General features: G+C 70.5%; 20 protein-coding genes, 4 tRNA genes and 1 other RNA gene. 17 read left to right on the top strand and 8 right to left on the bottom strand.

Annotated elements, in window-relative coordinates; translation table 11 throughout:
- Window positions 1-123 precede the first annotated feature (123 nt).
- The 11 genes from PV396_RS39925 to PV396_RS39875 all read left to right on the top strand — a co-directional run bounded on the left by PV396_RS39925 (window position 124) and on the right by PV396_RS39875 (window position 9038).
- Entirely contained in the window at window positions 124-2349 is a 2226-nt protein-coding gene (locus tag PV396_RS39925; RefSeq protein WP_319213225.1) for a cell division protein FtsK, read from the top strand.
- 142 nt (window positions 2350-2491) lie between these two features.
- Window positions 2492-2743 carry a hypothetical protein gene (locus tag PV396_RS39920; protein ID WP_319213224.1) on the top strand — a complete coding sequence of 84 codons (252 nt, stop codon included), beginning with the start codon at window positions 2492-2494 and terminating at the stop codon, window positions 2741-2743.
- 19 nt (window positions 2744-2762) lie between these two features.
- Entirely contained in the window at window positions 2763-2957 is a 195-nt protein-coding gene (locus tag PV396_RS39915) for a hypothetical protein (protein WP_319213223.1), read from the top strand.
- Between the two features lie 20 nt (window positions 2958-2977).
- Complete coding sequence (locus PV396_RS39910; RefSeq protein ID WP_319213222.1) at window positions 2978-3448, top strand: hypothetical protein; 471 nt, start codon at window positions 2978-2980, stop codon at window positions 3446-3448.
- Window positions 3449-3459: 11 nt separating this feature from the next.
- On the top strand, window positions 3460-3906 hold the full coding sequence (locus tag PV396_RS39905; RefSeq protein WP_319213221.1) for a hypothetical protein: 447 nt from the start codon (window positions 3460-3462) through the stop codon (window positions 3904-3906).
- Window positions 3903-4193 carry a hypothetical protein gene (locus PV396_RS39900; protein ID WP_319213220.1) on the top strand — a complete coding sequence of 97 codons (291 nt, stop codon included), beginning with the start codon at window positions 3903-3905 and terminating at the stop codon, window positions 4191-4193. Before PV396_RS39905 ends, PV396_RS39900 begins: the two co-directional genes overlap by 4 nt.
- Window positions 4194-4378: 185 nt before the next feature.
- Window positions 4379-5257, top strand: coding sequence for a bifunctional DNA primase/polymerase (locus PV396_RS39895; protein WP_319213219.1), 879 nt, complete (start codon window positions 4379-4381; stop codon window positions 5255-5257).
- On the top strand, window positions 5254-5577 hold the full coding sequence (locus PV396_RS39890; protein WP_319213218.1) for a hypothetical protein: 324 nt from the start codon (window positions 5254-5256) through the stop codon (window positions 5575-5577). Before PV396_RS39895 ends, PV396_RS39890 begins: the two co-directional genes overlap by 4 nt.
- A gap of 11 nt (window positions 5578-5588) precedes the next feature.
- Complete coding sequence (locus tag PV396_RS39885; protein ID WP_319213248.1) at window positions 5589-7136, top strand: YfjI family protein; 1548 nt, start codon at window positions 5589-5591, stop codon at window positions 7134-7136.
- A gap of 340 nt (window positions 7137-7476) precedes the next feature.
- Window positions 7477-7704, top strand: a complete 228-nt coding sequence (locus tag PV396_RS39880) for a helix-turn-helix domain-containing protein (protein ID WP_319213217.1) — start codon at window positions 7477-7479, stop codon at window positions 7702-7704.
- 83 nt (window positions 7705-7787) lie between these two features.
- Window positions 7788-9038, top strand: coding sequence for a site-specific integrase (locus PV396_RS39875; protein WP_319213216.1), 1251 nt, complete (start codon window positions 7788-7790; stop codon window positions 9036-9038).
- Between the two features lie 181 nt (window positions 9039-9219).
- Here the strand turns inward: PV396_RS39875 and PV396_RS39870 are convergent.
- Window positions 9220-9307, bottom strand: a tRNA-Ser gene (locus PV396_RS39870).
- Window positions 9308-9379: 72 nt separating this feature from the next.
- On the opposite strand from PV396_RS39870, the gene ffs reads away from it, so the two are divergent.
- From ffs to PV396_RS39840, 6 genes are all read left to right on the top strand, one after another.
- Window positions 9380-9476, top strand: an RNA gene (gene ffs / locus PV396_RS39865) — signal recognition particle sRNA small type.
- Between the two features lie 82 nt (window positions 9477-9558).
- The gene (locus PV396_RS39860) at window positions 9559-11961 is read left to right on the top strand and encodes a DNA polymerase III subunit gamma and tau (protein ID WP_319213215.1); all 2403 of its coding nucleotides are present in this window, start codon (window positions 9559-9561) and stop codon (window positions 11959-11961) included.
- A gap of 240 nt (window positions 11962-12201) precedes the next feature.
- Window positions 12202-13464 (top strand): phosphoribosylamine--glycine ligase, encoded by a 1263-nt coding sequence (gene purD, locus PV396_RS39855; RefSeq protein ID WP_319213214.1) that lies wholly within the window; start codon window positions 12202-12204, stop codon window positions 13462-13464.
- A gap of 367 nt (window positions 13465-13831) precedes the next feature.
- The gene (locus PV396_RS39850; RefSeq protein ID WP_319213247.1) at window positions 13832-15586 is read left to right on the top strand and encodes a hypothetical protein; all 1755 of its coding nucleotides are present in this window, start codon (window positions 13832-13834) and stop codon (window positions 15584-15586) included.
- A gap of 256 nt (window positions 15587-15842) precedes the next feature.
- Entirely contained in the window at window positions 15843-17369 is a 1527-nt protein-coding gene (locus PV396_RS39845; protein ID WP_319213213.1) for a N,N-dimethylformamidase beta subunit family domain-containing protein, read from the top strand.
- Window positions 17370-17463: 94 nt separating this feature from the next.
- Window positions 17464-18375 (top strand): phosphoribosylaminoimidazolesuccinocarboxamide synthase, encoded by a 912-nt coding sequence (locus tag PV396_RS39840; protein WP_319213212.1) that lies wholly within the window; start codon window positions 17464-17466, stop codon window positions 18373-18375.
- A gap of 66 nt (window positions 18376-18441) precedes the next feature.
- Here PV396_RS39840 and PV396_RS39835 read toward each other — a convergent pair.
- The 7 genes from PV396_RS39835 to PV396_RS39805 all read right to left on the bottom strand — a co-directional run bounded on the left by PV396_RS39835 (window position 18442) and on the right by PV396_RS39805 (window position 22724).
- A tRNA-Gly gene (locus PV396_RS39835) sits at window positions 18442-18517 on the bottom strand.
- Between the two features lie 34 nt (window positions 18518-18551).
- Window positions 18552-19163 (bottom strand): response regulator transcription factor, encoded by a 612-nt coding sequence (locus tag PV396_RS39830; RefSeq protein WP_319213211.1) that lies wholly within the window; start codon window positions 19161-19163, stop codon window positions 18552-18554.
- The gene (locus PV396_RS39825) at window positions 19160-20467 is read right to left on the bottom strand and encodes a histidine kinase (protein WP_319213210.1); all 1308 of its coding nucleotides are present in this window, start codon (window positions 20465-20467) and stop codon (window positions 19160-19162) included. Before PV396_RS39825 ends, PV396_RS39830 begins: the two co-directional genes overlap by 4 nt.
- 35 nt (window positions 20468-20502) lie before the next feature.
- Window positions 20503-21246 carry an ABC transporter permease gene (locus PV396_RS39820; RefSeq protein ID WP_319213246.1) on the bottom strand — a complete coding sequence of 248 codons (744 nt, stop codon included), beginning with the start codon at window positions 21244-21246 and terminating at the stop codon, window positions 20503-20505.
- Between the two features lie 44 nt (window positions 21247-21290).
- Entirely contained in the window at window positions 21291-22370 is a 1080-nt protein-coding gene (locus PV396_RS39815) for an ABC transporter ATP-binding protein (RefSeq protein WP_319213209.1), read from the bottom strand.
- Window positions 22371-22496: 126 nt separating this feature from the next.
- Window positions 22497-22572: transfer RNA gene (locus PV396_RS39810), tRNA-Gly, on the bottom strand.
- An 80-nt stretch (window positions 22573-22652) separates the two neighbouring features.
- A tRNA-Gly gene (locus PV396_RS39805) sits at window positions 22653-22724 on the bottom strand.
- Window positions 22725-22810 lie beyond the last annotated feature (86 nt).

The raw sequence follows: 22810 nt of genomic DNA, 5'->3' as shown, positions 1-22810 counted from the left end.
CTCAACAGGTCCGTTCCCCAAGGAACAGCGCGCCGCTTGAACCGACCACAACCCGGGTCCGGCCGCCCGACCTTCCACAGCAAGCCGGCCGGACCCTGAGACTCCCGAAGGAGTGCGTACATCGTGACGGAAACCACCACCTTCACGCCCCCCGGGGACCCGGAGGGCACCGAACAGCCGACGGCCGAGATCGTGCCGTTCCCGCTGAAAAAGAAGACCGACCCGGCCGCGCCGACCGGCGAGGGCGCGGTCAAGCCCGGGGAGTGGCAGGCCGAACTCCCCGACGCCGACGACCCCGAGACGGAGGGACTGACCGAGGGTGCCCCGGTCGACCCGCCGCGTGAGGTCTACCCGCCGTCCGTCAGTGAGTGGATGGAGGCGCGGGACAAGGCCCGTATGCCGGTGCTGCCGGACTGGGTGAAGCTCCCTGACCAGCGAACGGCCGTTCGCAAGTGGGCGGTTCGCCACTACTCGGCTGTGGCCGGCTACCACGCCGTGCGTCTGCCGCTCGTCTACACGCCGAAGATCTGCATGTACTCGCCGCGCGGAGCGTGGCGCTGGTCAACCGCGGTCGGCCGGTGGGTGTTCGACGCGGAGGGCAAGTCGCTGCGTATCGCGTCGGTGGCGAACGAGGACGCGGCGGAGTACTTGAAGCTGTCGCGGCAGCGCAACGACCGTGTCCGGCTGAGGGGGATCGTGGCGACGGTCGGCGGGTTCGTCGGTCTGGCCGCCGCGCTGACCCTGTACGTCATGGCGCCGTCGTGGCTGCTCATGCTGGTCATCGCCGCGTTCACCACCACCTTGGGTGTGGCGGGGGCGCCGGCGGACCGGCCGTTGGTCGACATGGCCAAGGTGACGTTCCGCAAGCGCAAGCTGTCCTCCGACATCGTCATCCGCGCGCACGAGGCGGCCGGCCTGACAGCCAAGGATCAGTCGATCTCGTTCCCCCGGCCGATCGGCCGGGACGGCGACGGCTGGAGGGTCGTCGTCGACCTGCCGTACGGCAAGACGTTCGAGGACGCGCTCAAGGCGCACGCACGTCTCGCGTCCGGCATGGACATCGCCCCGACCCAACTGTTCCTGGACAAGGACGAGACGAGCGGTCGTCGGGTGTCGTACTGGATCGCCGACCGTGACCCGCTCGCCGTCCCGTCGGGCAAGTCCCCGCTGCTGGGGGCAACGAGGGTGGACTTCTGGAAGCCCTTCCCGTGGGGTGTCGACGAGCGCGGCAACCCGGTCATGGCCACGATGCTGTGGCTGTCGCTGCTGGTCGGCGCCGTCCCGCGTCAGGGCAAGACGTTCTCCGCGCGCACCATCGCCCTCGCCGCCGCGCTGGACCCGTACGTGCGGCTCTACCTGTTCGACGGGAAGGCGTCGCCGGACTGGCGCACGTTCGCGAAGGTCGCCCACCGGATCGGGTTCGGCATCGTGCCTAAGAACGGGGTTGACCCCGTTCAGCACCTGCTGACCTCGCTGCGGGAACTCAAGGCGGACGTCGAGGACCGGTACCACCGGCTGTCCGAACTGCCGCTGCACGTCTGCCCCGAGGGCAAGCTCACCCCGGAGATCAGCCGGGACAAGAAGCTGAACATGCCCCTGACCCTGTTCGTCGTGGATGAGGTGCAGGAGTACCTGACCCACCCTGAGCACGGCAAAGAGATCCTGTCTCTGATGGTCTACCTCGCCCGGGTCGCCCCGGCCGTCGGTGTCTCGGTCATGACCGCGACGCAGAAGCCGGACGACAAGGCGTGCCCCTCGGAGCTGCGTGACCAGCACCAGGCCCGGTTCGCGCTGCGGGTCGGCGCCTACCAGGTGTCGGACACGATCCTCGGTGCCGGTTCGTACTCGGAGGGCTTGGACGCGTCCAAGCTGCTCAAGTCCCACAAGGGCGTGGGTCTACTCAAGGGCATGTCGGACGACTCGGGGATCGTGCGGACCTACCTCGCCGACGGCCGGGACGCGGAACGCATCCTGACCCGTGCCGCCGCGCTGCGTGAGGCCGAGGGGACCCTGTCCGGCGACGCGGTCGGCGAAGCACCGGCACCCGAGACGTCCGCCACGATCCTGGACGACGTCGCCCAGGTACTCGGCAAGGGAGAGACGAAGGTGTGGTCCGAAACGGTCGTTGACCGACTCGCCGACCTGCGCCCCGACGTCTACGGCCCGTGGGCCGAGATGGAGGCCAAGCCGAAGGCGGAAGCGCTCACCGCCGCGCTCAAGCCGTTCGGCATTGGCACCGTGCAGATCAGCCGGCGCATCGACGGCGAACAGGTCAACAAGCGCGGCATCAAGCGCGACGACATCGCCACCGTGATTACGGAGCGCAACAAGAAGCGGGACGCCGGATAGGTCCCCGCAGCCTGCTACCGGTAGTGGCACACGTCGCTACCGGTAGCAACCCTGCTAGCGACCCAAACTGCCCCTGATCAGGCTGCTAGCACGTAGCGGCCGACCTGCGGAAACCCCCTCCAACCCCTCTGAGAGGCCCCTGATGAGCCTTGCAGTGCTCGCTACCGCATTCCTGCTGTTCGTCACCCTCGGTTACGTCGTCAAGTGCTGGCTGAGCCCGTTCGGCGACTGCCGCAAGTGCGAGGGCATGGGTCACGGCTTCAAGACCGACCGCAAAGGCAACACCAAGCGCGGCAAGGACTGCCGACGCTGCGACGCCACCGGCAAGCGCATACGCGTGGGCCGCTGGATCTACAACCGCGCCGCGCGCACCTACCGCGCCGGCACCCGCTGACCCCGCCGGGAGACAACTCGTGGTCATCACCATCCCGCTCGTACTGCTGCTCGCCGTCGTCGTCGCGCTGCTACTGCGCTTCAAGGCCGTCGGCGCCGGCGCGGTCGTCGCCGTCGCGCTCTTCGGCTTCTACCTCGCCAACACCGGCGCGGCCGACACCATCAACGACCTCGTCACCGCGTTCACCGACGCCGTCCCCGGCGTCGGCCGCTGATCCGAAAGGAGTCCAGCACCATGAACGAACCCACCGCGTACGGCCGTCCGGCCGGACACGAGAGGGCGGCTGTGGAAGTCCACATCCCCACCCCGCTCGCCCCCGCCCACACCGCGCCGCTCATGCCCATGCAGCCGGGCACCATCCCGGCCGTGACGAGCGTCGTCCTGCCCGACGGCCGCGTCGTCACCGGCTACACCCTCAACCCCGTCCACCCCGACCCGGTCGTCACCGCCAAACCGGCCGTCTCCCGCGCGGCCGTGAACGTCGCCCTCAGGGGCGTCGGGTTCCTCGCCGTGTGCGGCGGACTGCTGCTGCTCACGACGTTCATCGCCGCCCTGACCGCCCTGGTGACCCAACTCGTCATCCTCGCCGCCGTCATCTTCGGCGGCTGGATCGCCGTGCAGGTGTTCAGCGCGGGCGGCCACCGGGGAGGGACGACGGTCAACATCCGCAAGGCCGTCATCAAGCGTAACCACTTCCACGGCTGACAGGGGCAACTGTGTTCGAAATCCGTGTCATCTGCGACCCCGACGACACCGACACCGTCACGGCGGAGCTGAACAGGGCGTTCACTCTTGGCGCCGTCCGCCGCTACCCCACCCGCGATGGTCAGCGCGTCCGGCTGTACGCCACCGCAGACCGTCGCGGCCTCAGCCCCGACTTCGCTGAACACATGCGGGCACGCAACCACGAGGCGTACACCGGCGCCCCTGACCAACAGACCGAGACGGACTGGCTGATCGCCCAGACCAACGACGGCAGGTGCGACCGGGAATGGTGGCTGCGCCGCGCGGCCCTCGCCGACCGCTTCCACCCCGACGAACAGGCCGTCTACGTCGCCCGTGCCCTGCTCGCTCTGGACGGCGAGGGCGAGACGGACAACCCCCGCGACTACGTCCGCCAGCAGTACGCCGTGTGGCGGGCTCAGGAAGGCGGACACCCGTGATCCGACTGCGTATCCAGGTCGCCCACTGGCCCCGCCGGTCCCTGGTTCTGACCGACACGCCCCGCCCCGACTGCTTCAACTGCGAGGGACTGGGCGGCATCGAGCACCCCTACGGCGACGAGAACGGCGAGTACGCCGGTGACGAGTGGGAGCCCTGCGGCTGCTGGAACGAGACCCGCCGCTGGTTCCTGATGCCCCTGCCGCACCGGCCCCGGTGGCTGCGTCGCCGCCACAACGACCGTGACCCGTGGGGTCCCGGCGGCTACAGCAACGAACCGCCCTTCTAGCTCTGCCCGTGGGCGGCGGCACTCCCGGACAAGGACAGCCCGCCGCCCACGGTCTCCGATCCCGACGTTGCAGAACAGGAGACCTACAGCATGACTCAACTGCGTGTGTCCGGCGAGGGCTTCTCGGCCCTTGCCACTCGAACGGGGCGCGCCCCGTCCCGGCCGCGTCCGCTGGATCTGATCTCGTGAACGCCGCCACGAACCCCCTGCACGTCGCCCTCGCCCTCGCGGCGGCCGGTGTCCCGGTCCTGCCCCTGCGGGCGGGCAAGCTCCCGTTCGGCAACTGCCGTTCCTGCAAGGACAGCTCCTGCGGCGACCGACCCAACATGAAAGCGGCGGGCCCCTGCCAATGCCCGGCACCGTGCCACGGGTGGGCCGCAGCGACCGCTGACCCGCATGTCCTCACCTCGCCTCTGTGGGCGGCCGTGTGGCATGAGGCGGCGGCGGTCGCCTACCACCCCGGCGGAGCCGGGCTGACGGTCGTCGACCTGGACAACGCGGCGGCCGTCGCATGGGCCCGCGCGACCCTGCCCCCGACCCGGACCGTGCCGACGACGCGCGGCGAGCACTGGATCTACCAGGGCACCATGCGGTCGTCGAACGCGGTCCGGCCGGGTGTCGACATCAAGTCCACGATGCAGTACGCCCGTTGGCTTGGACCGGGGGCCGGCCGTATGGCCGTTCTCCCGGCGGCCGTGCGCGCCCTGTTGGTGAAGGAAGACACCACCCCCGCCCCGGGGGAGGTGGACTCTTCTCTTCCCGCCCGCGCCATATGGGGCCGGGAGGTGGCCACCGGGTGCCGCCACACCGAGCGCTACGTCCGCACCGGTCTGGAACGCGGCCTCACCCTCGTACGGGCCCGCACCGAATCCGGCGCCGGATCACAAGCGTTCGGCGTCGCACGGTTCCTCGCCGCACAGCACACCGCATGTCCCGGACCGTGCGGACTCGCGGCCATCGGCGAGGAGATCGTGACGGCCGCCGTCGGGGTGGGCGTCCCGGAGACCTACGCCCGCCGCGCGGTCGCCAACGGCCTTGAGACGGCTGTGGAGCGCGCGGCATGAACAAAGCATCCCGAACCCCCACGAACAGCCCTCAGGGCGCCGTACGGGGCCCGCTACGGCCGTCCGTGGGCGAACCGAAGGTCGCCGCCCGCAAGGGCGTCCTTTCTGCCGTTGGTTCTGACGCGCAGACGGTCACCGTCACCGGCATCACCCCGGGACTTCAGATCCAGTGCGAGGGCGTACCGGTCGCGGACTGGCTCTGTGCCTGTGGGCATCACGAACGCGCCCGGGGCCGTGCCGCCGTCATCAGGCTGACCGCCCGCGTGAGCGTCGGCGTCTGCCCCCACACCACCACCGCCGAAGGGAGGGCGGTCTCATGACTCCACAACCTGTGGACAGTCCCGACCTGTGGGCCGGACTGCCCACCCTGGAAGACCCGCCCGGCGAGGACGAGACGGTGCCGGACGTGTGGGAGGACCCCATTCCTCTCACCGGCCGCCGTGAGCGACCGGCGTTCCCCGCCCACGTCTTCCCCACCTGGTTGGGGGAGTTCGTGGCGGCCGTCGGGGAAGAGACACAGACCCCGGTCGACCTCGCCGGTTCGGTCGCCCTCGCCGTGCTCGCCACGGCGGCCGGCGGCCGGTCGGTGGTCCACGTACGTGGCCACTGGCGTGAGCCGACCAACCTCTACACCGTGGTGGCGCTCCCGCCCGGCAACCGCAAGTCCGCCGTTTTCGGACTGCTGACCGACCCGCTGTACGAGGCGGAGAAACAGCTACAGGCGGCGATGAAGCCCCGGATCGTCGAAGCGGAGCTGACCGCGAGGTTGGCGAAGGAAGCGGCGGACAAGGCCACCGTCAAGGCCGCGTCCGCCGACGGTGACAAGCGAGACGAGATGGTGAAGACCGCCGTCGGTCTCGCGCAGACCGCCGACACGCTCACCGTGCCGGCCGAACCCCTGTTGCTGGCGGACGACTGCACCCCCGAGACGGTCACCTCGCTCATCGCCGAACAGGGCGGCCGACTGTCGGTGATGAGCGATGAAGGGGGAATCTTCGACATCATCGCCGGTCGCTACTCGGGCAGTCCGAACATGGAAGTCTTCCTCAAAGGCCATGCCGGGGGTCGCCTGAGGGTGAATCGGCAGACCCGCCGCGAGTACGTCGACGCCCCCGCCCTGACCATGGGACTGGCCGTACAGCCCGACGTGCTCTTGGACATGGGGAAGATCAAGGGCGGCAAGGGTCGCGGTCTGCTGGGCCGCTTCCTGTACTCGCTGCCGGTGTCGACGGTCGGCGAGCGGAAAGTCATCACCGACCCGGTCCCCGAACAGACGGCCACCACCTACACCGCCCGGGTCATCGACCTCACCCTGTCCCTCGCCGACTGGACCGACCCGGCCGTCATCCAGCTCACCCCCGACGCAGGCGCGGCCCTGATCGCCTATCAGGAACGAGTCGAACCATGGCTCAAGGAGCGCGGCGGAAAGCTGGGCCACATCACCGACTGGGCCGGAAAACTCGTCGGGGCGACCGCCCGCATGGCCGCGCTGCTGCACCTCGCCGAACACGGCGGCAACGGTTATGCGCACCCCGTCACCGAAGACACCATGAACGCGGCCATCGAGCTGGGGGAGTACTACACCGCCCACGCCCTCGCCGTATTCGACGCCATGGGCGCCGACCCGGTCATGGGCCGCGCCCGCAGTGTCTTGGACGCCCTGAGAGACAACGGATGGCAGGACGTCAGCCGGCGGGACGTCTTCACCGCCCTGTCCCGCAGCGAGGTCCCCACCGTCGCCGACCTGGAACCCGCCCTCGCGTTGCTGGAAGACCACGGATACCTGCGCTCCTACCAACCCGAACGCACCGGCAAGCGCGGACGCCCCCCGGCACCCCGCCTACTCGCCCACCCCGCCCTGAGGCAGAGCGGCCGGTAACCCCGACCGCGCGCACAACCCCTCCCGCACAAACCGCAAAATCCGCAATAACCCCCGGATGCCCCGCTGACCTGCGACGCGGCCCCCGCCCCATCCCGGCCGGGGGCCCGCCGCACAATCCCGCGATATTCCGCAAAAAACCGAGCACCACCCCACCGCCCGGGGCCGGTCACCGGCCACCCCTGATTTTTGCGGAATATCGCGGATTTTTGCGGAGCACCCCTCACCACCACCCGCACACCGCAACACCGCAGGTCAATGGCCGTCCCCGGCTTTTCTGCGGATTTTGCGGTTTGTGCGGCGGCACCTGCCCATGAACTCAGCCCCACCGGAGCGACACATGGACGAACACGGCACCCTCGCCACTCCCGCCGACGACGACACAACCCTGGTTCTCCTCACGGTCGAAGAGGCCGCCCGCCGACTCCGCATCGGCCGCACCACGTGCTTCGCACTCATCCGCACCGGCGAACTGGAATCCATCGACATCGGTCATCTCCGCCGCGTCCCGGCGGACGCGCCCGCCGAATACCTCGCTCGCCGACGCGCGGCCAAACGAGCCGCTTGACCACCCCGGGGCGGCAGCACTCCCGGACAGGACAGCCCGCCGCCCCGGTCTCCATCCCGACATTCAGAAACAGGAGTCTGCCTGTGGCAGAGAAGAAGAAGCGCACCCGACAGCCGAACGGCGCGTCATCCATCTATCTCGGCAAAGACGGCAAGTGGCACGGCCGTGTCACTGTCGGCGTACGCGACGACGGCACCCCGGACCGCCGCCATGTCGAGCGGAAGACGCGGCCCGAAGTCACCTCAGCCGTAAGGGAGTTGGAGCGCAAGCGCGAGGAAGGGACCGTTCGTAAGGTCGGCGAACAGTGGACCGTCAAGGCATGGCTTGAGCACTGGGTCTACAACATCGCCAAGAAGTACGTCAGTGAGAACACGTACGACGGTTACGAGGTGGACGTCAGGGTTCACTTGGTGCCTGGTCTCGGGGCCCACAAGTTGGAGAAGTTGGAGCCGGAGCACCTGGAAGGGTTCTACGAGCGGATGCAGAAGAACGGCAGCGCTGCCGGTACCGCTCACCACGTGCACCGGACGATCCGGGCCGCGCTGAATGAGGCGATGCGGCGTACGTCCCTCGCGAGGAATGTTGCGGAGATCGCCAAAGCGCCCCAGCTCGAAGAAGACGAAGTAGAGCCGTACACGATCGTAGAGATTCAGAGTCTCCTGTTGGAGGCGTCGAAGCTCCGCAACAGTGCGCGTTGGGTGCTCGCCCTGGCGCTCGGCTTGCGGCAGGGCGAGGCGCTCGGACTCATGTGGGAAGACGTCTACCTGGACGCCGGATACATCCGCATCCGGAAGAACCGGCTGAGGCCGAAGTACGAGCACGGTTGCGGCGACACCTGCGGACGGAAAGCCGGATACTGCCGGGACCGTCGGCAGATTCGCCGGGAGCACAAGAGCACCAAGTCCCGCGCCGGCCGTCGCACCATCGGTCTTCCGGACCCGCTCATCAAGCTTCTGCGCAAGCACGAGGAAGAGCAGAAGCGGGAGCGGAAGGAGGCGGGAGAGCTGTGGGAGGACAAGGGGTACGTCTTCGCGCAGCCGACGGGCGGACCGCTCATCCCGAACACCGACTACCACCGTTGGAAGCAGTTGCTGACGGACGCGGGGGTACGTGACGGGCGGTTGCACGACGCACGTCACACCGCCGCCACTGTCCTGCTGATTCTCAAGGTCCCTGATGTGGTGGTCGACTCCATCATGGGGTGGGAGCCGGGCGGGTCCGCGCGAATGCGCAGCCGGTATCAGCACACGTCCGTTTCCATGCTCAAGGACGTCGCGCAGCAGGTTGCGGCCGAGCTGTGGCCGGAGCTGGCCGAGGACGACCCGGGGGACTGAACAGGGGCCCGCGCACCCCAAGTGAGACGGAAACTGAGACGGAAGATCACGAGGGGCCCGCCGGGTCGCCGCCCGTGATGCCCAACCGGCCGGACTGCCAGCGACTCGGAGCGGAACGCGAAGAAGGCTCTGACCAGTCGAAACCGGTCAGAGCCTTCTTCGTATTGCCCGGTGAGAGCAATGGCGGAGGATACGAGATTCGAACTCGTGAGGGGTTGCCCCCAACACGCTTTCCAAGCGTGCGCCCTAGGCCACTAGGCGAATCCTCCGACGGGAACATTACATGACGGTGGGTGGTGCTTGCGAACTCGTTCGCACCCCCTGCGATCAGGTACGCTGGCCTCAGCCCCTCACGCGGCGCTATCTGACTGAACTCCCCCAGGGCCGGAAGGCAGCAAGGGTAGGTTGGCTCTGGCGGGTGCGTGGGGGGTCTTCTGTGTGCCCAGGTCGCGGGGCGGGCCTGCGGGGTGAGCCGGGCGGGCGGGGTCGACTGTCAGTGGGGCCCGATATCGTCGTATGCGTGTCGTCCCTTGCGCTGTACCGCCGCTACCGCCCGGAGTCGTTCGCCGAGGTCATCGGGCAGGAGCATGTAACCGACCCGCTGCAGCAGGCGCTGCGGAACAACCGGGTCAATCACGCGTACCTGTTCAGCGGGCCGCGCGGCTGCGGCAAGACGACCAGTGCGCGCATCCTGGCGCGCTGCCTGAACTGCGAGAAGGGGCCCACGCCGACACCCTGCGGCGAATGCCAGTCCTGCCAGGACCTGGCCCGCAACGGGCCGGGGTCGATCGACGTCATCGAGATCGACGCGGCGTCGCACGGTGGTGTGGACGACGCCCGTGACCTGCGTGAAAAGGCCTTCTTCGGACCGGCGAGCAGCCGCTACAAGATCTACATCATCGACGAGGCCCACATGGTCACGTCGGCCGGTTTCAACGCCCTGCTCAAGGTCGTCGAGGAGCCGCCGGAGCACCTCAAGTTCATCTTCGCGACCACGGAACCCGAGAAGGTCATCGGGACGATCCGCTCCCGGACCCACCACTACCCCTTCCGGCTGGTCCCGCCCGGCACGCTCCGCGAGTACCTCGCCGAGGTCTGCGGACACGAGAACATCCCGGTCGCCGACGGCGTGCTGCCTCTGGTCGTACGGTCCGGCGCCGGCTCCGTACGAGACTCGATGTCCGTCATGGACCAGCTGCTGGCCGGCGCCGGAGCCGAAGGCGTGACGTACGCCATGGCCACCTCCCTGCTCGGCTACACCGACGGATCGCTGCTGGATTCCGTCGTCGAGGCGTTCGCCTCCGGGGACGGAGCGGCGGCCTTCGAGGTCGTGGACCGCATCATCGAGGGTGGCAACGACCCGCGCCGCTTCGTCGCCGACCTGCTCGAACGGCTGCGCGACCTGGTGATCCTCGCCGCTGTCCCGGACGCGGCGGAGAAGGGGCTGATCGACGCTCCGGTGGACGTCATCGAGCGCATGCAGGCCCAGGCCGGCGTCTTCGGCGCCGCCGAACTCAGCCGCGCCGCCGACCTCGTCAACGACGGCCTCACGGAGATGCGGGGCGCGACCTCGCCCCGTCTCCAGCTGGAACTCATCTGCGCGCGCGTGCTGCTTCCCGCTGCGTACGGCGACGAGCGCTCGATCATGGCCCGCCTCGACAAACTGGAGCGCGGAGTCAACTTCTCCGGCGGTCCCGCGATGGGCATGGGCGGCGCCGGTATTCCCATGGGGTACGTGCCGGGACCCGGTGCCCACGAGGGCGCGGTGGCGGGCGGCCCCATGGGCGCACCGATCCCGGCGGGCGGAGGGGTCGCGGCGGCACGGGCGGCGGTGAGGGGAACGGAGGCGCCGGGCGCGCCGGTCATGCCCGGTGTGTCGCCGGAGGCGCCGAACACGGGCGGCGTGCCCGTCACTACGGACGCGGGCGGTGGCGCGCCTGCCGCGCAGCCCCAGGCCCCCTTCCAACCCCAGCATCAACCGCAACCCCAGCATCAACCGCAAACACAACCGCAACCCCAGCCCCAAGCCCAGGCCCCGGTAGCACCAGCCCCTACACAGGCCCCCGCCCGGACCGCCCCCGGCGCCTGGCCCACCGCGACCGCCGCAGGCAGTGGCCGCCGCCCCGGAGGCTGGCCCACCGCGACACCGGCGGGCGGCGGCCGGCCCCCGGCCCCTGCCGCACCCACCCCGCCAGCGACCTACGCCCAGTCCTCACCCCAGCCCCAGGCTCATGCCCCGGCCCCCGCCGCCGCGCAGGCCGGCGCCCCCGTCCCCGGCGGCCTCGATCCCCGCATGCTCTGGCCGAACATCCTGGAGTCTGTGAAGAACCGCCGCCGGTTCACCTGGATCCTGCTCAGCCAGAATGCCCAGGTCAGCGGCTTCGACGGCACCACCCTCCAGCTCGGCTTCATGAACGCGGGCGCGCGGGACAACTTCGCCAGCAGCGGCAGCGAGGAAGTGCTGAAGCAGGCGCTGTCGGAACAGTTCAACGTGCAGTGGAGGATCGAGGCGATCGTCGACCCGACGGGCGGCGGTCAGGCGGCCCCCGCATCCGGCGCGCCCGGCGGCTACGGCGGAGGCGGCGCCCCAGGCGCTTACGGCGCCGGTGGACAAGGTGGTGGATACGGCGGTGGCGGTGGCGGTTACAGCGCCGCCACCCCGACCGCACCGCCCGCCCCCCACCAGCAGCCCCCGCCCGCGTCCCCCGCGCCGTCCGCCCCCCAGGCATCCGGCGCCCCCCGCCCCCAGCCCTCCGCCCCCCCGGTTTCGCAGCCCCCGGCCCCGGAACCCCCACCCATCGCCCCCGAGGACGACACCCCCGAGGACGACGACCCCGACCTCGACGAGTCCGCCCTCTCCGGCCACGAACTGATCGTGAGAGAGCTGGGCGCGACGGTGGTCGAGGAGTTCTCGAACGAGTAATCAAGTAGGACGGGTTGTCGAACGAGCAGGGGAACCAGCCGCCCAGGCCAGGCCAGGCCAGTCAAGCCCACCCAAGGCCCGCCCACCAGCCCGTCCGGCGATCGAGGACAAGGCCCGTTCAGGGCCGGAGCGGGGGCCCGGAGGCGACAGCCCCAGGCGAGGCCCGCACCAAGCCCGCCAAACACCTCACCCCCGGCCACTCCGCCCAAGCACTTCACCCCGCCCACTAAGCTGACCCCCGTGAAGGTCCTCCTCATCGGTAACGGCGCCCGCGAACACGCCCTGTGCCGCTCCCTGTCCCTCGACCCCGACGTCAGCGCGCTCCACTGCGCCCCCGGCAACGCCGGCATCGCCGAGGTCGCCGAGCTGCACCAGGTCGATCCCCTCGACGGCAAGGCCGTAGCGGCGCTCGCCCTGGAGCTGGACGCCGACCTGGTCGTCGTAGGGCCGGAGGCGCCGCTCGTCGCCGGGGTCGCCGACGCCGTGCGTGAGGCGGGCATCCCGGTCTTCGGCCCCTCCAAGGAGGCCGCGCAGCTGGAGGGCTCCAAGGCCTTCGCGAAGGACGTCATGGCGGGAGCCGGCGTCCCCACAGCGCGTTCGTACGTCTGCACGACGCCCGAGGAGGTCGACGAGGCCCTCGACGCCTTCGGAGCCCCGTACGTCGTGAAGGACGACGGACTCGCGGCGGGCAAGGGCGTCGTGGTCACCGCCGACCTCAAGGAGGCCGCCGCGCACGCGAACTCCTGCGAGCGCGTCGTCATCGAGGAGTTCCTCGACGGCCCCGAGGTCTCCCTCTTCGCGATCACCGACGGCGAGACGGTCCTCCCGCTCCAGCCCGCCCAGGACTTCAAGCGCGCGCTGGACGACGACGAGGGCCCGAACACGGGCGGCATGGGCGCCTACTCGCCGCTCCCGTGGGCCGACCCCAAGCTGGTCGACGAGGTTCTCCAGACGGTCCTGCAGCCGACGGTCGACGAGCTGCGCCGCCGCGGCACCCCCTTCTCCGGCCTCCTCTACGCGGGCCTCGCGATCACCTCGCGCGGCACCCGCGTGATCGAGTTCAACGCCCGCTTCGGCGACCCGGAGACCCAGGTCGTCCTGGCCCGTCTGAAGACCCCGCTGGCGGGCATCCTGCTCGCGGCGGCGAACGGCACCCTCGCCGACCTGGAACCGCTGCGCTGGAGCGACGACGCGGCGGTCACCGTGGTCATCGCCTCGCACAACTACCCCGGCACCCCCCGCACCGGCGACCCGATCACCGGCCTCGCCGACGTGGCCGCCGAGGACGCCCCGCACGCGTACGTCCTGCACGCGGGTACGAAGCGCGACGGCGACGCGATCGTGAGCGCGGGCGGCCGGGTGCTCTCCGTGACGGCGACCGGCAAGGACCTGAACCAGGCCCGTGACCGCGCGTACACCGCTCTCGGCCGCATCCGCCTGGACGGCTCCCAGCACCGCACGGACATCGCGGCAAAGGCGGCGAAGGCGGCAACAGGGGAGTAATGCCCTGTAGTTCCCGCACCCCTCGATGAACCTCTCGGGCCCCGAATCCGTCTAAGGATGCGGGGCCCGAGAGTGTTTCTGCCGCGTCCGCAGGCCGTCCCAGACCGCCCCCTGTCCCCTCCTACCCCCTCCCAGCTGCCACTTCACCGCCACCGCGTGTCATCCACCTCTCCCCAAAGCCATTCCATCGAGTGACCGATCCCCCATCCGGCTGACGAGGACCGGGCCCCCAACTATGGTGCGGCGCAAGCGTTCCGGCACTTGGCCCACCGGCATTGCGATGTCAGTGGTGGGTGCCACAGTGGGGGAGTGAGCAATGTCAGGTGTGTGCGGAAAAGGTAGGGGGTGACATCCGGTCGTGACCGGTATGGGTGTGGAGGCGGGCGCGCAGGTCGCGCGTTCCCGGGCCCTCGCCGTGCTGCGCATCCGCAGCAGGGCCCTGGCCGTCGCCCTGCTGCCCGCGGCCGTCGCCGTCGTGCTGCTGGCGGGGGGTTCCAGCGGCCACCTGGTGGGCGGCGGCTGGCACCTCGCCCGCTGGATCACGAGCGTCGCCGCACTGGTCGTACTCCTCGCCGCCACCGGCATCGCCCTCGTCGTCGCCCGCGCCCGCCCGGCCATGAGCCCCACGGTCCCGATCGCCGAGGAATCGGCTCTGGACCTCTATCACCTGGTGCGCGACCTGGCCGACCGCCTGGGCGTCCCCGCGCCCTCCGCGATAGCGCTCACCCCCGACTGCGACAGCTGGCTGGAGGACCGCACCCACCCCGCCAACGCCCCGCCGGCCCCGGAGGGCCGCGACGAGATATCCGGTGTACGCGGCCTGCGTCCCGCCTTCCAGGGACAGCGGCGGCGTACGTCGGTGCCCGCGTCGCCCGTCCTCGTGATCGGTTCGCCGTTCCTGTGGTGGATGCGCGTGGCCGAGCTGCGCGCGGTCCTCGCCCCGGTCGTCGCGGGTACGGGGCCTTCGGCGCACCCGGACATCGCGGCGGCACGGCGCTTCGTACGGGGCCTGGACGCGGCGGTCGCCGTGGCCGGGGCTCCCCAGCGCGGCCCGGCGTCCCGTGCGGCGCTCGCGGGCGTCGGCTGGGTGGCGAGGGTGCTGCTGCGCGGCTGCCGGGTGCACGCGTCCGAGATGGAGCGCGGGGTCGCGGCGACCGCCGCCGAGTGTGCACAGGCTGTGGATTACGGGCTGCGGATCGTCGCACAGGAGCAGGTCGGTCTGGCGTACGCGGGCTGGGACCGGCTGCTGACCCGGGTCGCGCTCCCCGCCTGGCGGATGGGCCGCTGGCCCGCCCGGCTGGACGCCGGCGTCGTCGCGGCGCTCACGGAACTCTCCCGCCGGGACAGGCTGGCCGAGGGCTTCACGTCCCGCCTGGGCGAACGCCCGGCCTGCGACCTCCTCGAGGAACCCGGCCTGGTCGACGAGGCGGCCTCCCTGCTCGCCGCCCGCCTCTTCCACGGCGGCCCGGCAGAGTCAGGCCCCGACTGGGCCCCGGTCGACTGGCAGGAGTACCCGGACGAGGTGGTCGACCGCAAGTGGCGTACGGACGCGGCGCGCCTGCACCGAGTCCTGGACACCCTGGAGTCCGCCCCGACAACCCCCGAGCCCCAGGCCCCCGACGCCCCGACCCTGTCGCGGGTGATGACCCACCTGACGACACCCCAGCCCCCCGCGACAGCGACAGACCTCGCTGGGGACGAGCACGAGCACGACGAGTACGAAGATGTCGCAAGCGAACGCGGCGAGGCGCTCGCCGCCGGGCTCAGCGCGGAGGTCGCCCGAGAGGAGGCGGCGACACCGGCAGGCGGACAACAGGCCCCGGACACGTCCCTCTGGGACGACGGAACGCTGCCCCTGTTCCCGCTCCAGCCCCCGCGCACGGGACGCGAACTGCTCGCCGATCACGTCACCGCGATGGTGTGCTGCGCGGCGATGGACACGGCGGGCGCGACCCCGGGCCTGGACTGGCTGGACGGCCCCTCCCTCCTCCTGAACGGCGAACGAGCGGCAGACCTGGGCCCCAAAATCCTGACCCTGATAGAAACGGGCGACCCGACCCCCCTGGAAACCTGGCTCCGCACAACAGGAGTACGCCCGGAGAAACCCGTACGGCTTGTGTGATCTTTTCCAGCCGGTCCGGCGTTTGAGGACAAGGCCCGTCCAGGGCCGACAGCGGGGGCCTGGGGGCAGCAGCCCCCAGACACCACCGACCGGTTACGAAGAAACCGGTCGGACCCCTTTCTTTCGCTTACGGCCAATTCGCGACGAACGGTGACGTACCGCGTGCGTAATGTGATGTGCTGGGACCGAACGCGCACATGGCAATCGCTCGGGACATAAGACAGACGCCTGACGGGGGAGCCAGGGAGGGACGCACATGGGGTCGCAGCCGATCCGCCGCTGGGAGTCAGGGGCACTCGCGCACGCCGTCACGGACCCCTTCGGCCTGGGCCCCGTCCCCTGGCTGCGCGGCAGCGAGACGTACTTCAGCGACACCGGCCAGGTCGTGCCCTGGTACGTGGACCCCTTAGACCCGACAGCGCCCCCGCCCACACCCACGCGCCGGAGCGGCACCGCCAGGATCCCCGCTCCCCGCACCACGCCCTCCACCACCGGCGGCCCCCGCGCCGCCGACGACGTGCACCGTCAGATCAAGGGGTTCGCCTCCACCGGCCCGGCCGCCCCCGGCGAGGCGATCGACTTCCACATCACCGTCGACCCGCCGCAGGAGTTCGCCGTCGACATCTACCGCATCGGCCACTACGGCGGCGACGGCGCGGCGAAGATCACGACGAGCCCCCGCCTCTCCGGCATCGTCCAGCCCCCGCCGCTCACCGCCGACCGGACCGTCTCCTGCCACCACTGGTGGCTGTCCTGGCGGCTGCAGATCCCGTCGTACTGGAACATCGGGGCGTACGTCGCCGTGCTCACCACGGCCGACGGCTACCGCTCGCACATCCCGTTCACGGTCCGCGACAACCACCCGGCGGACCTGCTGCTCCTCCTGCCGGACATCACCTGGCAGGCGTACAACCTCTACCCGGAGGACGGCCGGACCGGCGCGAGCCTCTACCACGCGTGGGACGAGGACGGCCGGCTCCTCGGCGAGGCCGACGCCGCGACGACGGTCTCCTTCGACCGTCCGTACGCCGGCGCGGGCCTCCCCCTCCACGTGGGTCACGCCTACGACTTCATCCGCTTCGCCGAGCGCTACGGCTACGACGTCGCGTACGCCGACGCCCGCGACCTGCACGCCGGCCGCGTCGACCCCACCCGCTACCGGGGCCTGGTCTTCCCGGGCCACGACGAGTACTGGTCCTCGGCGATGCGCCGCACCACGGAACTCGCCCGGGAGAACGGCACCTCCCTCGTCTTCCTCTCCGCCAACACCATGTACTGGCAGGTGGAGCTGGGCCCGTCCCCGTCGGGCGTCCCGGATCGCCTCCTCACCTGCCGAAAGCGCCGCGGCCCCGGAAAGCCGGCCCTGTGGCGTGAAATCGACCGTCCGGAGCAGCAGTTGATCGGCATCCAGTACGCGGGGAGGGTCCCGGAGCCGACCCCCTTAGTCGTCCGCAACGCCGACCACTGGATGTGGGAGGCGACCGGCGCGCACGACGGCGACAAGATCGAGGGCATGGTGGCAGGCGAGGCCGACCGCTACTTCCCGCGCACCCAGCTCCCCGAGCACGAGGACCGCATCCTCCTCGCGCACTCCCCGTACGCCGACAGCGAGGGCGCCCTCCGCCACCAGGAGACCTCCCTCTACCGGGCCCCGTCAGGCGCCCTGGTCTTCGCGTCCGGAACGTTCGCGTGGTCCCCCGCCCTGGACCGCCCAGGCCATGTGGATCCCCGGGTCCAGCGGGCCACGGCGAACCTCCTGGACCGCATCTGCAAACGAGACTGAACGGTCTCCCGCCTCCCCCCGGCGAAAGGTGTGCTCCGCATACGGGAGAATCGAGCCACACCGAGCCACTTGGTCATCACCACGGGGAGGAACCGTGTCCGGATTCGTAGAAAAGCCCGAGCCCCTTCAGGTTCCGGGTCTCGTGCATCTGCACACCGGCAAGGTGCGCGACCTGTACCAGAACGAGGCGGGCGACCTCGTGATGGTCGCCAGCGACCGCATCTCCGCCTTCGACTGGGTGCTGCAGACGGAGATCCCCGACAAGGGCCGCGTCCTCACCCAGCTCTCGCTCTGGTGGTTCGACCAGCTCGCCGACCTGGCCCCCAACCACGTCCTGAGCACCGAACTTCCGCCGGGCGCGCCCGCCGACTGGGCGGGCCGCACCCTGGTCTGCAAGTCCCTGCGCATGATGCCGGTGGAGTGTGTGGCCCGCGGCTACCTCACCGGCTCCGGCCTCACCGAGTACAACCAGTCCCGTACGGTCTGCGGCCTGGCCCTGCCCGAGGGGCTCTCCGACGGCTCCGAGCTGCCCGCCCCGATCTTCACCCCGGCCACGAAGGCCGCGGTCGGCGAGCACGACGAGAACGTGTCGTACGAGGAGGTCGCCCGCCAGGTCGGCGCGGAGACCGCCGCCGAGCTCCGTCAGGCGACCCTCGCCGTGTACTCCCGGGCCCGGGACATCGCCCGCGACCGGGGCATCATCCTGGCGGACACCAAGTTCGAGTTCGGCTACGAGAGCACCGAGGAAGGCGAGAAGCTGGTTCTCGCCGACGAGGTCCTCACCCCCGACTCGTCCCGCTTCTGGCCGGCCGACCAGTGGGAGCCGGGCCACGCGCAGCCCTCGTTCGACAAGCAGTTCGTACGGGACTGGCTGACGTCCTCGGAGTCCGGCTGGGTCCGCGCCAGCGAGCAGCCCCCGCCGCCGCTCCCGCAGCACGTCACGGACGCGACCCGGGCGAAGTACATCGAGGCGTACGAGCGTCTGACGGGCCTGAGCTGGGCCTAGTGCACGGGCCGGCGCACGGCGTCGGCGCACGACAAAGCCCCCCGGCCGAAGCCGGGGGGCTTGATCTGGAGCGGACGACCAGGTTCGAACTGGCGACCTCAACCTTGGCAAGGTTGCGCTCTACCAACTGAGCTACGTCCGCATCGCGCCCCGTACGTGCCGTGGCGCGATGCCAACTATACCCAACCCCGAAGCCGTGCGAGCCGTACTGCCGCATGCCGGTTCTCCGCCCCGAGTTTCGACACGGCCGAGGACAGATAGTTCCGTACGGTCCCCTGCGACAGCGCGGCCCGTTCCGCGATCTCCGCGACAGGTGCGCCGTCGGCGGCGAGTTCGAGCACCTCGGCCTCGCGCGCGGTCAGCGGCGAGTCCCCGGCGGAGATCGCGTCGGCCGCCAACTCCGGGTCGACGTAACGGTTTCCGGCGTGCACGGTCCGGATGATCTCGGCGAGTCGCTGGGCGCTGACGGTCTTGGGGACGAACCCGCGCACACCGGCCTCAAGCGCCCGCTTCAGATGCCCCGGCCGGCCATGACTGGTCACGATCAGCACCCGGCACTCCGGCAGTTCGGTACGCAGCGATGTGGCGACCTTCACACCGTCCGCGCCCGGCATCTCAAGATCGAGCACCGCCACGTCGGGCCGGTGAGCCCGAGCCATGGCCAGCGCCTCGGGTCCGGTGGCGGCCTCGGCGACGACCACGAGATCGTCCTCGAGCCCGAGCAGAGCGGCCAGCGCACCCCGGATGAGGTGCTCGTCGTCGGCGAGCAGCAGCCGCACACCACTCATGACGTGACCTCACTCACAACGACCACGGCACCAGTCCCCGAACCCGAACCCGAACCCGTCCCCGTACCGGCGGGCAACGGCACAGTGGCGACCACCCGGAACCGATCCTCACCTTCTCCCACGACCCCCGCCTCCAGCCGCCCGTCCACGGCGGACAACCGCTCCCGCAACCCGACAAGCCCGGACCCCGCCCCCACCCCGGACTCCTCGCGCGCCTCCCCCCTGTGAGCGACCCCGTCGTTCTCCACGGTCAGCACCACGCACCCGTCTCCCACTCGCACCCGAACCCGAACCCCGCACCACCCGGCATCCCCGTGCCGCAGCACATTGGTGGCCGCTTCCCGGACCACCCACCCGAGCGCCGACTGCACCTCACCCGGCAGCCCCACCGCTTCCCCGCTCACCTCGCACGAGATCCCGGCGGCGGTCAACACCCCCTGTGCGCCCAGGAGTTCCGCACCGAGGTCGGCCTCGCGGTACCCCCGTACGACATCCCGTACCTCCCGCTGTGACTCCCGTGCGATCCGCTGCACCTCGATCATCTGGTCGACGGCCTCGGGGCGTTCGCGGCGGGCGAGCTGCACCGCCAGCTCGCTCTTGAGGGCGATCACCGCGAGGTTCCGTCCCATCACGTCGTGCAGATCGCGCCCGAACCGCAGCCGCTCCTCGGCGACGGCGAGGCGGGCCCGGTTCTCCCGGGCCTCGTCGAGTTCGTAGACGGCGGTGAGCAGCCACACGGAGAAGACGAAGGTCAGGGTCATGAATCCGGCGCCGAACAGTACGGCCAGGCCCGTGCCGAGGGCCGCGCCCATCGAGAGGCCCAGCGTGAGGGCCACGGCGACCGTGCCCACGGCCAGCCCGGCCACCAGCGACAGCATCCGCAGTCGGCTGCGTATGCCGAGGGTGACGGTCCCGGTGCCGAAGGAGAACACCGCGGCGAACAGGCTGCCGGCGACGGTCTCGGTGTCCTCGCCGCCCGGCCCGTGGGTGGCCAGGACGAGCGCCAGGATCCCGATCGCCGCGGTGACCGCACCGAGTACGGCCGACAACCGCAGCGGCTGTTCCCGGGTCCCGCGGATCCAGTCCAGCGCCCGGGACGCGTGGACCGCGCAGAGCACCGCGTGCGTGCACACCAGCACGAACAGCCAGGGCGCGAGCCGCGCGTCCACCTCCCCGAGGACGGGCAGTGCGATCGCCGTGATCTCGACGAAGGGGAAGAGATGGAACGACCAGCGCGTGTACGTCTCCACCTTCGCCGGTGTGCTCTTGCGCCCCCACCAGTTCCCCGGCCTCGGCCTGCCCATGTCCCCGCGCCCCCCGCTGTCCACTTCGACTTCCACTATCGCCGGGGCTCCCAGCGGAACCACCGTCGTACAGCAAACACCGACAGCACGGTCCAGGCCAGACCGGTCAGTACGGCGCCCAGGGCCTCGTACGCCGAGAGGTCACCGGTCCAGGCCCCGCGTACGAGGGTGATCGCGGGCGTCAGCGGGAGAAGCTCGCAGAAGGACGCGAGCCGGTCGGGCAGCACTTCCAGCGGGACGGTGATCCCGGAGCCGAGGAACGAGATGAGCATCAGCGGCAGCGAGGTGACCTGCGCGCTCTCGGTGGTCCGGCTGAAAGTGGCGGTGAGAGCGGCCAGCGCCACACTGGTCACCAGGCCCAACAGAAGCCCGATGACGGCGAGTTGGGGCGCCGGTGGCGCGTCGATATCGAGCAGGACGGTGCAGCCGACAGCCAGCAGCAGGCACTGTACGAGGCCTGTCGCGGCGGCGGGGAGCGCCGAGCCGGTGAGTATCTCGACGTCGCGCAACTCCCCGGTGCGCAGCCGTTTGAGGACGAGTTCCTCGCGCCGGGCGACGTAGACGCCGACGAGGGCCGCGTACACGGCGAAGAGGAGGGAGAAGCCGACCGAGGCGGGCAGGATGAGCGTCCCGAGGTCGAGGCCGGCCTCTTTCAGGTCGCTGTCCGACGTGGCGGACCGCACACTGACCGGCAGCACCAGCGGCACGAACAGGGCGGCCACCAGGGTCCCCTTGTTGCGCAGGAACAACGTCGACTCGGCCCGAGCCAGGGCCCGCATCCGCCCGGCGGGAGTGGTCGTACCGCCCGCACCGATGACCGTACTCACGCGACACTCTCCTCATTGGCAACAGCGCCGACAGCGCCGACAGCGCCGACAGCGCCGACAGCGCCGACAGCGCCGACAGCGCCGACAGCGCCGACAGCGCCGACAGCGCCGACAGCGGCGACAGTGGCGCCGGAATCCCCCACGCCCGCGGAAGCCTCCCGGGCGATCCGCAGGAACGCCTCCTCCAGCGAGGCCGACCGCACGTCCAGCCCCCGCAGCGTGACCCCGGCCTGCTCCGCCCACACCAGCAACCGCGTTGCCGCGCGCTGGAGTTCATGGGTTCGCAGCAGGACGACGCGCCCCTGCTCCTCGTACCCGCTCACACCGAGCGGGCCCAGCGGCGGCAGGTCGCCCACGAAGTAGCCCGCGGGCAGTTCGAAGGAGATCCGGGACGGCTGCGAGGCGGTCACCTCGGCAGGCGTACCGGAGGCGGCGATGCGCCCCTCGTGGAGGATGGCGAGCCGGTCGGCGAGATCCTCGGCCTCCTCCAGGTAATGCGTGGTGAGCAGTACGGTCGTACCGCCGGCGCGCAGTTCCCGTACCAACTCCCAGGTGGCCTGGCGCCCTTCGGCGTCGAGGCCGGTCGTCGGTTCGTCGAGGAACAGCACCTCGGGGTTGCCGAGGAGGGCGAGCGCGAGGTCGAGGCGCCGCCGCTCACCCCCGGACAGCTGCTTCACGCGTACGTCGGTGCGCCGCTCAAGACCGACGAGGGCGAGCGCCTCCGCCTCGGGCCGCGCCCCGGTCGTACAGGCGGCCCACATCCGCGCGGTCTCGCCGACGGTCAGCTCGGACGGGAAGCCGCCCTCCTGGAGCATCACGCCGGTACGCGGCCGTACGAGGGCCCGCTCGGTGTACGGATCATGGCCCAGCACCCGCACCCGTCCTCCGGCGGGCGCCGCCAGCCCCTCCAGCAGCTCGACGGTCGACGTCTTGCCGGCGCCGTTCGTGCCCAGCAGGGCGAAGACCTCCCCGCGGCCCACGGAGAAGGACACCCCACGCACCGCCTCGAACCCGCCCCCGTACACACGCCGCAGGTCAGTGACCTCAATCACGTGTTCGCGTTCGTTGGTTTCCATGTCTTCAGCATCCCGGCGGGAAGGACTGGAAGGCAGTGCGTGGTGTCATCACCGCACATGACAAATGTCAGCTGCCACAGACGGAACACGAAAAAGACCCCGGTCACGAGGACCGGGGTCTTGATCTGGAGCGGACGACCAGGTTCGAACTGGCGACCTCAACCTTGGCAAGGTTGCGCTCTACCAACTGAGCTACGTCCGCATTGCCTCCAGTCGGCTTTCACCGACTGGCGCGAGCACCAGCCTACCTGATCCACAGAGTGGTCAGGACCGGCGATGCAGAGCGGGTGACAGGAATTGCACACTGCGCCTTCCCCCTGGAAGGGGGATGTTCTGCTACTGAACTACACCCGCAAGCCTCCGTGAGCCGGGCCTTTCGGCCTTGCCCCTCGGCGTGTTCCAGACTCTAGCTGATCAGCGGGGGGTCAACGCAAGTCGGT

Origin of the sequence: Streptomyces sp. ME02-8801-2C, assembly GCF_033793965.1 — a bacterium.
In the GTDB taxonomy this organism is placed as follows: Bacteria; Actinomycetota; Actinomycetes; order Streptomycetales; family Streptomycetaceae; genus Streptomyces.
The sequence above is the reverse complement of the archived record's forward strand: the minus strand, read 5'-3'. Positions and strand labels throughout refer to the sequence as shown.